At 38.4% G+C, this 12,159-nt stretch carries 10 protein-coding genes; 5 read left to right on the forward strand and 5 right to left on the reverse strand.

Features of this window, described 5'->3' with window-relative positions; translation table 11 throughout:
* Window positions 1–10: 10 nt before the first annotated feature.
* Window positions 11–1,888, forward strand: a complete 1,878-nt coding sequence (locus J5J03_RS19880) for a PTS fructose transporter subunit IIABC (protein WP_208592112.1) — start codon at window positions 11–13, stop codon at window positions 1,886–1,888.
* A gap of 309 nt (window positions 1,889–2,197) precedes the next feature.
* On the opposite strand, the gene J5J03_RS19885 is transcribed toward J5J03_RS19880, so the two are convergent.
* From J5J03_RS19885 to J5J03_RS19905, 5 genes are all read right to left on the reverse strand, one after another.
* Complete coding sequence (locus J5J03_RS19885; RefSeq protein ID WP_208592113.1) at window positions 2,198–3,223, reverse strand: ABC transporter substrate-binding protein; 1,026 nt, start codon at window positions 3,221–3,223, stop codon at window positions 2,198–2,200.
* 203 nt (window positions 3,224–3,426) lie between these two features.
* Window positions 3,427–4,419 (reverse strand): ABC transporter permease, encoded by a 993-nt coding sequence (locus J5J03_RS19890; RefSeq protein ID WP_208592114.1) that lies wholly within the window; start codon window positions 4,417–4,419, stop codon window positions 3,427–3,429.
* A 24-nt stretch (window positions 4,420–4,443) separates the two neighbouring features.
* On the reverse strand, window positions 4,444–5,934 hold the full coding sequence (locus J5J03_RS19895; protein ID WP_208592115.1) for a sugar ABC transporter ATP-binding protein: 1,491 nt from the start codon (window positions 5,932–5,934) through the stop codon (window positions 4,444–4,446).
* Window positions 5,935–6,081: 147 nt separating this feature from the next.
* Window positions 6,082–6,735 carry a transaldolase family protein gene (locus J5J03_RS19900; protein WP_208592116.1) on the reverse strand — a complete coding sequence of 218 codons (654 nt, stop codon included), beginning with the start codon at window positions 6,733–6,735 and terminating at the stop codon, window positions 6,082–6,084.
* 15 nt (window positions 6,736–6,750) lie between these two features.
* On the reverse strand, window positions 6,751–8,253 hold the full coding sequence (locus J5J03_RS19905) for a xylulokinase (RefSeq protein ID WP_208592117.1): 1,503 nt from the start codon (window positions 8,251–8,253) through the stop codon (window positions 6,751–6,753).
* 260 nt (window positions 8,254–8,513) lie between these two features.
* On the opposite strand from J5J03_RS19905, the gene J5J03_RS19910 reads away from it, so the two are divergent.
* From J5J03_RS19910 to J5J03_RS19925, 4 genes are read left to right on the forward strand one after another with little or no spacing between them, the layout of a single operon-like run.
* Window positions 8,514–9,536, forward strand: coding sequence for a LacI family DNA-binding transcriptional regulator (locus J5J03_RS19910; RefSeq protein ID WP_208592118.1), 1,023 nt, complete (start codon window positions 8,514–8,516; stop codon window positions 9,534–9,536).
* Window positions 9,537–9,560: 24 nt separating this feature from the next.
* Window positions 9,561–9,992, forward strand: a complete 432-nt coding sequence (locus tag J5J03_RS19915; RefSeq protein ID WP_208592119.1) for an RbsD/FucU family protein — start codon at window positions 9,561–9,563, stop codon at window positions 9,990–9,992.
* Between the two features lie 23 nt (window positions 9,993–10,015).
* Window positions 10,016–10,663 (forward strand): class II aldolase/adducin family protein, encoded by a 648-nt coding sequence (locus J5J03_RS19920; RefSeq protein WP_208592120.1) that lies wholly within the window; start codon window positions 10,016–10,018, stop codon window positions 10,661–10,663.
* Window positions 10,664–10,676: 13 nt separating this feature from the next.
* Complete coding sequence (locus J5J03_RS19925) at window positions 10,677–12,158, forward strand: rhamnulokinase (protein WP_208592121.1); 1,482 nt, start codon at window positions 10,677–10,679, stop codon at window positions 12,156–12,158.
* Window position 12,159: the final 1 nt, after the last annotated feature.

The following is a 12,159-nucleotide window of genomic DNA, read 5'->3' on the forward strand; positions in this document are numbered from 1 at the left end:
AAGAGGGGCTATGAAAATAACGGAAATTTTGAAGCGTGACATTATTATTTTAGAAGCGCGTGCTCAGTCAAAAGAAGAAATCATAGATGAAATGGCAAATAAATTAGCAGAAGGCAATTATGTTCATGATAAGAAACAATTTACCAAAGCGATTTGGGATCGTGAGAATCAAAGTAGTACAGGAGTAGGGGAGAATGTAGCTATTCCACATGCGAAAACAAGTGCTGTTTCAACACCCGCTATTTGTTTCGCTAGATCTAAAGAAGGTGTAGACTATGATTCGTTAGATGGTCAGCCTGCACATTTATTTTTTATGATTGCTGCCAGTGAGGGTGCGAACAATGATCATTTGCAAACATTGTCAAGATTATCTACATTGTTGATGGACGAAGACTTTCGAAACCAATTAATGGAAGCGAATTCTGAAGCAGAAATTTTAAATATTATTGATGCGAAAGAGCAGGATAAATTGGGACAAGTCGAGGAAGAAGAAAAAGTAAACAACCAAGCTTCAGGACCGGAAATTTTAGCTGTAACAGGTTGTCCGACAGGTATCGCCCATACTTATATGGCGGCAGATGCTTTAAAGGATAAAGCGAAAGAACTAGGTGTCTCCATTAAAGTGGAAACAAACGGTTCAGATGGCGTGAAAAACCGTCTAACAGATGAAGAAATCAAAAATGCTAAAGCAGTTATTGTTGCGGCAGATACAAAGGTAGAACTGGATCGTTTTGCAGGTAAGCAAGTGTTGCGCCGTGGGGTAACAGATGGTATTCGTAAGCCTGAAGAGTTAATCAATACAGCATTAAGTGGTAACGCACCAATTTATGAAACTGATGGTAGTGGTGAAGGATCGAGTTCTAGTGGAGGGCGCTCTGGTTTTTATAAACACTTAATGAACGGTGTGTCCAATATGCTACCATTTGTTGTTGGTGGTGGTGTTCTTATTGCCATTTCATTTTTCTTTGGTATTCATTCAGCCGAGCCAGATCACGAGCAATATAATGCATTTGCAGCTGCACTGAAAGCTATTGGAGGAGATTACGGATTCGGTCTAATGGTTGCTGTCTTAGCAGGTTTCATTGGAATGAGTATTGCTGACCGGCCAGGTTTTGCGCCTGCAATGATTGGTGGCTTTATGGCTTCTACTGGTGGAGCAGGTTTTCTTGGTGGTTTAATAGCAGGTTTCTTAGGTGGTTATGTCGCAGTTGGCGTAAAGAAACTTTTAGCAGGGTTACCTAAAGCATTTGATGGTATCAAAACGATCTTGTTCTATCCAGTTTTAAATATTTTTGTTACTGGTCTTGTTATGTACGTGATCATTGAACCAATCGCTACGATTATGTCAGGTTTAGAAACGTGGTTAGGTGGTTTAACTGGAACTAATGCGTTATTATTAGGTCTAATTTTAGGCGGTATGATGGCTGTCGATATGGGAGGTCCCATCAACAAAACAGCTTTTACATTTGGTATCGCCATGATTGAAGCAGGAAATTTAGGTCCGCATGCAGCGGTAATGGCAGGTGGTATGGTGCCCCCATTAGCGTTAGCACTTGCTACAACATTCTTCCGTAATAAATTTACGAGAGAAGAGCGTGATGCTGGTAAGACAAACTACGCCCTAGGTTCTTTCTTTATCACAGAAGGGGCAATACCATTTGCAGCAGCTGATCCAGGTCGAGTTATTCCTTCTATTGTTGTTGGTTCTGCGGTAGCTGGTGGATTATCATTACTATTTGGTGTTGGCTTGCCAGCCCCACATGGTGGGATATTCGTTATTCCAACGGTTGAAGGAAGCTGGTTGATGTATCTTGTCTCCATTCTTATTGGTGCAACTATTTCGGCATTAATGATTGGTTTTTGGAAGAAACCATTGGATAAAAAATAACTAGAAGCTAAACAGCTATTTCACTAGTGAGTGGAATAGCTGTTTTTAATATGTGTTTTGTTTGGCTGGTGAGTTCTTGAAAAAAGCGTTTCCGTGGAAGAGAGACAAATATCCCCGGAAGAGCCCACCTCCTTCCGGGGAAAAAGCACTCTCTTCCGAGGATAAACGATGATATCCATGGAAGAGAGACAAATATCCCCGGAAGAGCCCATCTCCTTCCGGGGAAAAGTCACTCTCATCCATGGATAACGATGATATCCGATGTTATTTTTGCCCTCCACTTTTTGTTGTGACCTTTTGTCAAATTAGTTATTCATAAATCGCAGCTTGAATCTCTTCATCTTCGATATTATCCGCGTCATACCAGTAGAACCCAGTGTCAATGTTTTCCGGTACTTCTTCACCGTTTAAAGCGTCTACAGCAGCTTTGACAGTTTCATATCCGATGCCTTCTGGATTTTGCGTGATCGCACCAGCCATTACGCCATCTTTGATTGCATCGATTTGTTGTTTACCAGAGTCAAAACCAACTACTGTAACTTCCCCTTCTTTACCTAACTCTCTGACAGCATTGACAACACCGATTGCTGACCCTTCATTGGATCCGTATATTCCTGCAATATCGGGGTGTGCTTGCATCATTGTTTTTGCGAGGTTAGTAGATTCTAAATGGTCACCACCGCCGTATTGGGTATCTACAATTTCAATATCAGGATATTTTTCTTCTATTGTTTCTACAAAACCATCGCGTCGTTGCACACCAGTAACAGATACTTGATCATGTACAACTAATGCCACTTTCCCTTCTTCTCCAATCAATTCTGCCATTTTATCTGCAGCTAAAGCAGCTGCTTCATAGTTATTCGTTGATGCAGTTGTAAGTGGGATATCACTATCAACGCCAGAATCAAATGCGATAACAGGAATATCAGATTCGTCAGCGTTTTCGAGTAGTGGTGATGCTGCTTGCGAATCTAATGCGGCAAATCCGATTGCATCAGGATTCTTATCAAGGGCTGCCTGCAACATTTCTATTTGCTTATCTACTTGTGATTCGTTTTCCGGTCCTTCAAAAGTTATTTCTACATCAAATTCTTCAGCTGCTTGTTCGGCGCCTCTTTGGACAGCTTGCCAGAATTGATGCTGGAAACCTTTAGAAACAATTGCTACATAAGGTTTATCTCCAGATCCTTCGTCACTTGCAGGTGTTCCTTCTGTACCAGATTCTTTTGCATCATCACTTTCAGATGTTTCTTCAGATTCATTACCACAAGCCGACAAAACAAATAAAATAGATACAAAGACAACTAAAAATGCTAACAATCTTTTCTTCATTGATAACTCCCCTTTACAAAGATTATTTTTTTACTGTATTAAATGTCCGCAAACCCCATTTTAAGCGGCAAGTGAATCAAAAAAGCTAAGTGGGGATTACGGGTGCTAACACCGTACTAATCCTCAGTGGGGTAAAACCAACACTGAAGGAAGTCTTGCTTTATAAAATAACTCAAGTGAGTTACATACAAGACAAAAGAAACTTAACTATCCTTTTTGCGTAACATATCAAAATAAACAGCTAGTAATATAACAAAACCTATAACAACTGTTTGCCACTCTTGGGGGATGGACATAATTCGTAAACCATTGGTAAGGACGCTCATAATTAATGCGCCAATCATTGTCCCGATAAGTGATCCTTTACCGCCGCTTAAAGAAGTGCCACCAATCACAACTGCTGCAATCGCTTCTAATTCATACCCCATACCTAATGCAGGCTGGGCTGAATTTAATCGAGAGGCCATAATCACCCCTGCCACACCAGTAAAACAGCCAGCAATTGTATAAATGATCATCTTCCATTTTTTTATGTTAATCCCTGATAGCCTAGTCGCTTCTTCATTACTCCCAATTGAAAAAGTGTATCGCCCAACAATTGTTTTAGATAGCAAAATCCATCCAATTAAAACCATAATAAAGAAAATTAACACTGCATTGGGGATAGCTCCAAGAAATACCGATCCTAGTGCAATGTTATTAAATCCTTCTACATCACTAAAATAAATAGGTGAAGCACCTGAAATGACCAGAGATAAACCTTCAGCGATCATCATCATTGCTAGGGTGGCAATGAATGGTGGGATTCTTAAGATAGATACTGAAAAACCAGAAATAAAACCAATTAATGCACCTGTAACAATTCCGCCGATAATACCTACATGGACCGGTAAACCAAGAAATACAATAAATACCCCTGTCATAACCGAAGTTAGCGTCATCCCTGTACCAATAGATAAGTCGATGCCGCCCGTAATGATGACAAATGTAGTTCCTAAGGCAAGAATACCAATAACGGTAGTGGATAATAATATTCCTTCAATATTAGACCATTGTAAAAAGTTCTCCGAAGCAATCGAGAAAAAAATAACTAAAATAATGAGGCTGGCAAATGCTAATATTTGTTGCAGTGCCCCAGAACTTACAAGTTTTTTTCTTTGATCACTTGCTGATGGATTACTTGTTAAAGTTGACATCTTCTTCTCACTCCTTTAAACACTTTAGTTATGCTGTGTAGCGAGCTCCATAATGTTTTCTTGATTAGCATCCTGATTTAATAATTCTCCAGTGACTCGTCCCTCGTTCATAACAATAATACGGTCGCTAAGTCTTAATACCTCCGTTAATTCCGAAGAGATCATAATAATCGATTTTCCCTGATTAGCTAACATTTCAAGTAAATCGTAAATCTCTTGTTTTGCGCCGACATCAATACCTCTGGTAGGTTCGTCGAAGATTAAAATATCGCAATCCTTGAGTAACCATTTAGCAATGACGATCTTTTGTTGATTACCACCAGATAATAGTTTTACTCGTTGATGAACACTAGGTGTCTTTACTTTTAATCTGTGGGAATATTCCTCAGCATCTGTTTTAATGTTCGTCGCTTTAACAAAAGTAGCTGTCGAGTAGTGTGGCAAAGAAGAAATAACAATGTTTTCTTTGACTGTCATTTCGAGCATAAGGCCAAAACGTTTACGATCCTCAGATAAATAGCCAATCCCGTGCTGAACGGCATCAACTGGCTGCTTGATTGTGACAGCTTTTCCGTTTATTTTAATGTCACCTGAAAAGGGATCCGCTCCGAAAATTGCTCTTGCTACCTCAGTTCTTCCAGCCCCAACTAATCCAGCGAACCCCAATATTTCGCCTTTTTTGAGGTGAAATGAAACATCTTTTATATAGTGATTAGTTAAATGGTTTACTTCAAGGACCTTATCAGTAAATTTATCTGGATCAGATACTTTCTGTTCGATCGTTACTTCCCTGCCAACCATTAATGAAACAACTTGACGGATTTCAGTTGTTTCAGTGGGTAGTGTAGCAACGTATTCCCCGTCTCTCATGACAGTGATTCGATCAGAAATACGTTTTAATTCTTCCATTCGGTGTGAAATATAGATAATGGCAACACCTTCCTTTTTCAGCCAATTAATAATATCAAATAATGTATTGATTTCTTTATCTGTTAAAGCTGCAGTGGGTTCGTCCATAATAAGTATCTTGGCATTAAAGGATAATGCCTTGGCGATTTCCACCATCTGTTGTTTGGCTACAGTTAATTCAGAAATTTTGGTGCGTGGATTTAAGTTAATATTTAACTTTTGAAACAATTCGTCTGCTTGTTGATTCAATTCTTTATTCTTTAGAAAGAAGTTCAGTTTATCTCTCGGCTCACGACCAATAAATATATTTTCGGCAACCGTTAAATCTGGCATAAGGTTCAATTCCTGATGAATAATGTTGATCCCGAGTTCCTGGGCTTCTTTTGTATTAGTAGGTGCTATTTCTTTTCCGTCATAAATAATACTGCCTTCATCTTTCTGATAGATACCGGTCAGGATCTTCATCAGTGTTGATTTGCCAGCACCATTTTCCCCGATCAATGCTAAAACTTCACCACGATGTAGGTCCAACTGCACATTAGATAATGCCTTCACACCAGGAAATGACTTGTTAATGTTTTGCATCTCAAGTATTTTATTGGACATCTGCTTGCTCCTTTCCCTTAGGTTTACGTTATCACGGGGTTAATCGTCTGTAGGCCATTCAAGTAACACAAAGATAAGTTTAGGGATAACAGACGCTAACACCCAGATAAGTTTCGCTGATGATCAGTGGTACATAGTCTCACTTTATTACTTCAGATTTTCCGTGTATTTTTGCCAATCACTTTGAAACAATGCTAATCCTTCCGTGGTTAAAGGAGATTGAAACATTCTTTTGAAGATCGGAAAGGGAATCGTAACAGCATCGTATCCATATCTAGCTAGATCAGCGACAACCTGAGTAGTTCGTATACTAGCTCCAATAATTTTGGTGGAAGCATCAAGCGAGTGAATAATTTCTTTGGAATGTTTGATAAATGTTTGCCCATCAAGGCTTTGATCATCCATTCTGCCGATGTATGGGCTAATATAAGAAACATCTGCTTTAGCTGCAAGTACGACTTGTGATAGTGAGTAGATCAGCGTCATATTTACTTCCATATTCTCTTGTCTTAGTCGGTAAGCAGCTTCTAATCCATCTTCATTCATAGGTAACTTAATGACGGGATGATCGACCCAATTCTTTAATTCAATAGCTTCTTGATACATTGCATCTGCTGTTGTTTCGGTAACTTGCATCCAGACTTTTCCTTGGATATGCTGGTTTATTTCATGGATTACATTTTTAAATGAGTCATGTTCCTTTGCGATGATGCTGGGGTTTGTTGTAATACCATTTAAAAATGGAAACTTAGAAGCAAATTGTAAATGCTCTGGATTTGCAGTATCTAGGTATATTTCCATTGGGGCTCTCCTCCTTTAAAAGAGTTCTTTGGTTGCGTGAAATGCTTGGATAAATTGATTTTTGGCAATATCATATGCTTGCTTTGTTTCAGGATTGGGGTGAACAACAAAATCTTGATTACTCCATTTTTTTGCTTCATTAAATCCGCCAATTAAACCTATTCCAATCCCTCCTACCATTGCAGCTCCTTTAGATGTTATTGCACTTACATCATGAGGAATCGTAAGTGGGATATTGTACAAGTCAGATAGCATTTGCCGCCACATTTGGCTGTTAGCACCTCCGCCGAAAAGCCACATGTTATCCATTTTTAAACCGCTTTCAATAAAAGCGTCATAAATAAGGCTTAAGTTAAATGATATCCCCTCCATAGCCGCTCGTGCGATATCTCCACGTTGATGTTCTGCTGTTAATCCGAGTATCGATGCTTTTATATCAGCATTCCACCATGGGGATCTTTCCCCCAGTAGATAAGGGAGAAAAACAAGATTCTTTGCTCCAATTGTGGATTCAGAAATCTCTTGATTCATTATCTCATATGCCTTATTTTCCGCGGCCAATTCTTTGTACCATTGAGATATTACCCAATCTATCAGGCTACCAGCAGCTTGCATCGTACCCATCGGCAAATATTTAGCATGATCTAGGTGGATAAAATTAAAGGTTCTTTTTTGTTTGTCCAGTATAGGTGTGTCGCTAACACCAGCAATCCATGATGAAGACCCTAGATAATTAAAGGTATCTCCAATTTGGGTAATTCCTGCCCCTAGAGCTGCGCAAGCTCCATCACCTCCGCCGATCACTACAGGAGTACCACTTAATAAACCTATTTGATCAGCCATTTCTTCTTTTATATAACCTGCAATGGTAGTGGATGATACTACTTCAGGTAATTTTTCTATATCTAAGCCCCAAAAATGGATCAACTCTTTCATCCATTCTTTCTTGTAAATATCATATAAATTGGTACCGCTAACATCGGAGAAATCAGTTAAGAAGTTTCCTGTTAATTTTGCAACTATATAATCTTTAGCCTGTAACAATTTATACGCTTTGTGGTAAGAAGTAGGTTCATTTTTCTTTAACCAAGCCATTTTAGCTCCGCTATAGGACGAGGTCATTTTATTGCCGGTTAATTGGTATAAATGGTCTTCACCAAATTCTGCACATGCATGATATGCCTGTTGACTAGCGCGCATGTCTGCCCAAATCAGAGCTTTGCGAATAGGATTGGCTTCTTTATTGACTGGAACGACACCCATCATTTGTCCACTAAAAGTAATAACCTCAATTTCGCTTGGTGTTATTTTGTTTGTATTAAGTAAGTGTTTTGTTGCGAGACATATTGCTTCCCACCAATATTCAGGGTTTTGCTCAACCTCATTTTTCTCCATGAAATAAGTCTGATAATAGGTAGTGTAACTATCAAAAAGATTACCAAAGCTATTAAAAAGAGTTGCTTTAACACCACTGGTACCAATGTCATGAGCTAGAATGAATGTTGATGAATCAGTCATTATTTCATCCTCCAATTTATGATAGCGCTTTCGGTTACCGGTAACATAAAATTATCACAGCGGTTATATTGTGTCAATCATTATTTTAAAAGTTTAAAAGGTACCTAAATAAATATATTGTAGTAAAACGTAATAAAATAAAAGGTTTTGTCATTATAATAAAAACAGATTAAAAATTAAATTTTAAAACTACTTGCATAAAATCAATGATACCGGTATCATTATATAAAAATAAAGCTTTAAAAAGAGGTAAAACAATTATGGTAACAATCTATGATATCGCCAAAAAAGCAAATGTTTCTCCGATGACAGTTTCCAGAGTCATTAATAATTCTGGCAATATTCGAATGGCTACAAAGGAAAAAGTGGAAAAAGCAATAAAAGAATTAGGGTATGTGCCTAACTCTGCAGCAAGAAGCTTAACCTCCAATCAAACGAAAACATTAGGTTTGATCTTAACGGATATCTCTAACCCTTTTTTCTCCAAAATTGCAAGAGGTGCAGAGGATGCTGCTGTAGAAACGGGTTACCGAGTATTAATGAGTAATACGGATGAAGATTTTGAAAAAGAAATCAATTATATTGATATGATGCTCTCGGCAAGAGTTGATGGTGTCTTAATTGCTCCGACAAGTGATAAAACATTAGATCAGATAAAGCGACTGAGCGACCACAATATTCCAGCTGTTTTAATTGACAGAACGATTGAAGGATTTGTGGGAGACTATGTCTTAGGTGATAGTTATGAGGGGAGTCGGAAGCTAGTAGAACATTTAATTGATTATGGACACCGTAACATTGCACTTATCAATGGTCCTTCCAATGTTTCAACAGCAAGAGAACGACAGAGAGGTTATTTGGAAACACTGAAGCTTAATGATTTACCTGTACATGAAAACTATATTTCTGAAATTGATTTTAAAAGTGTTCAAGCTGGAAATACGAAAAGTACTGTAGCACAACTTATGCAATTGAATGATAAGAAGCGACCTACGGCGATTTTTGCTGCGAATAACTTTATTGCAATTAGTGTGATGAAAGCATTGAAAGAATTAGGGTTACAGGTGCCAGAAGATATTTCGGTGGTGTGTTTTGATGAGGTAGAGCCAGTTGTTTATTTTGATCCATTTTTCACTGTCGCTGCTCAGCCAGCGTCTGAATTAGGACGAATTGGTATTCAATTTCTAATTGAAAGGGTAGAACAGAAGAATGTAGAGCAAGAAAGGAAGATTATATTACCTCCCGATATTCATATCAGAAAGTCGACAAGGAGGATGGAATAAAATTAATAGGCAGGAGTGGTATGCATGTTAAAAGGAATACCTAATATCTTATCCCCGGATTTGTTGAAAACGCTTCATGAAATGGGTCATGGTGATGAGATCGTGATAAGTGATGGTAACTTTCCCGCTGCAAATTATGCTAATCGGCTAATCCGTTGTGATGGACATAATGTGCCAGACTTATTAGAGGCTACTTTGGAATTATTCCCAATTGATACTTTCGTGGATAAGCCGGTTACGTTGATGCAAGTAGTGGATAAACAGAAGGAGCCAACACCAGAAATTTGGCAAACATATAAAGCTATTTTAAGTAAACATCAAGTGGGAAAAAGGCAAATTGGTCATGAAGAACGTTTTGCCTTTTATGAAAGGTCTAAGCGAGCGTACGCCATTATAGCAACAACTGAGCAAGCATTGTATGCCAACATCATTTTGAAAAAAGGTGTTATTTCTTAATTTATGTATAGGAGGGTTGTTCCATGATAACGGTTAAACAGCTATTGGGAGAGTATGCGAAAAAATTAGTTCATTCAGGGTTAGTAGTAGGTGCTGGTGGTAATTTAAGTATGCGAGATGGAGAATACATGTATATTTCGCCAAGTGGTTTTGATTTGCAGGAAATTGAAGAAGAGCAATGGGTGAAAGTGCATATTGAAACAGGTGAGGTACTAGCCGATTTGAAACCGTCTTCAGAGTTATTGATGCACCTGGAATGCTTTAGAAGAAGATCAGATATTGATTCCGTATTACATGCTCATCCAAGTTATTCTGTCGCTGTTTCGTCTGCTGATAAAGATATACCGAGCATGTTTCCTGATTTTCCAGCAATGATTAGAAATGTGAAGTATTTAGATTACATGATTCCGACAACACACGTATTAGCTGATGCTGTGGGTGAGGTAATTGAAGAAACAGATGTGGTGGTTATGCGGAATCATGGGGTGTTAACCGTGGGGAAATCAATGAAAGAAGCCTACTTCTTCATGCAGCTAACAGAGGAAGCAGCAAAAGTTTATACGATTTCAAGCATGGTCGGTAATCCGAAATTGTTAACAGAGGAAGAATGTCAAGAATTGCGTAATTTATCAAGTGAAAAATATCGCGCTAAATTATTAGAAGATTCATAAGAGGGGGAGTTGTATGAAGAAAGTCTGGGCATTTGATATAGGTGCCTCTAATGGACGGTTAATGTTAAATAGCTTTGATGGAGAGAAAATGTATTTAGAAGAAATATATCGATTTCCAAACCACCCTGTCCACGTAACCAATCATTATTATTGGGATATTTTAAGCATTTTTTCTGAGATGAAGAAGGGTATACAAGTGAGTGTTCAACAAGGTCATGACAAAGTCGAAAGTATGGGAATTGACACTTGGGGAGTTGATTTCGGCTTACTATCAAAAACAGGAGAACTAATAGCAAATCCCTATAGTTATCGAAATCCTCAGAACGCAAGAGGGATGGAGGATGCATTAAAACATATTACATCAGAAGAGTTATTTAGACAGACTGGTGTGGAGACAGCGCCAATTAATACAGTTTTTCAATTATATACGATAAAACAAGAGAATCCTGAGTTATTAGAAAGCGCGGACACGTTACTATTAACACCGAATCTATTAGCGTATTTATTTTGTGGGGAAAAAAATAATGAATTTACCATCAGTTCTACCACCCAAATGCTGAGAGCAGGAAAAGCAGAGTGGGAAACGGATATTTTAAAGAAGTTAGACATATCCAGTGATTTATTGGCCCCTGTTAAACAGTCGTTAACAATTGCTGGTGATACATTGCCATCCATTAATAAAGAATTACAAATCGATCCTGTAAAAGTAATCCATGTAGCAGGTCATGATACGGCATGTGCATTAGCAGCACTTCCGTTAGAAGACGATCAGTCCGTGTTTATGAGCTGTGGTACATGGGTGTTAATCGGTGTTCCAGTTAATCAGCCAGTGACAGAAGATAAGGCAATGCAGTGGGGGTTTACCAATGAAGGGACGATAGAAGGGAAGTATCGATTGCAAAAAAATAATATGGGCATGTGGTTATTGCAACAGTGCCGTGTCATATGGGAACGAGAAGGGATCGATACAGACTTTGAAAAAGAAAACTATCTTTTTGAAGAAGCAGAACCATTTCGTTCCGTTATTAACCCAGATGATCCAAGGTTCTTTAATCCAGAAAATATGATTATGGAAATTCAACTCTATTGCCAAGAGACATCCCAACCTATCCCGACAACGCAAGGTGAAATGATTAGATGCATTTTAGAGAGTTTAGCAATGAAATACAATTGGGTGATTAATAGATTAGAAAAATTAACTTCAAAAAAATTAAAGCGCATTCATATGGGAGGCGGTGCCATTCGCAACAAAAACTTATGTCAGTTAACGGCAAATGCGACAAATCGAGAAGTTGTTGCAGGTCCTGTTGAGGCTAGTTCCATTGGCAATGCGATTGGCCAATGGATTGCTTTAGGAGAGATAGAAAACATGAAGCAAGCAAGAGAAATGGTCCAAGATTCATTTTCTGTCCAACATTATCAACCGAAAGAGTCAGCAAGCTGGCAATCAGCTTATGAACGCTTTGTACAGTTGGTTGACGAGACACCATCTTAAC

It is taken from the genome of Gracilibacillus suaedae, from assembly GCF_017599345.1.
In the GTDB taxonomy this organism is placed as follows: Bacteria; Bacillota; Bacilli; order Bacillales; family Amphibacillaceae; genus Gracilibacillus; species Gracilibacillus suaedae.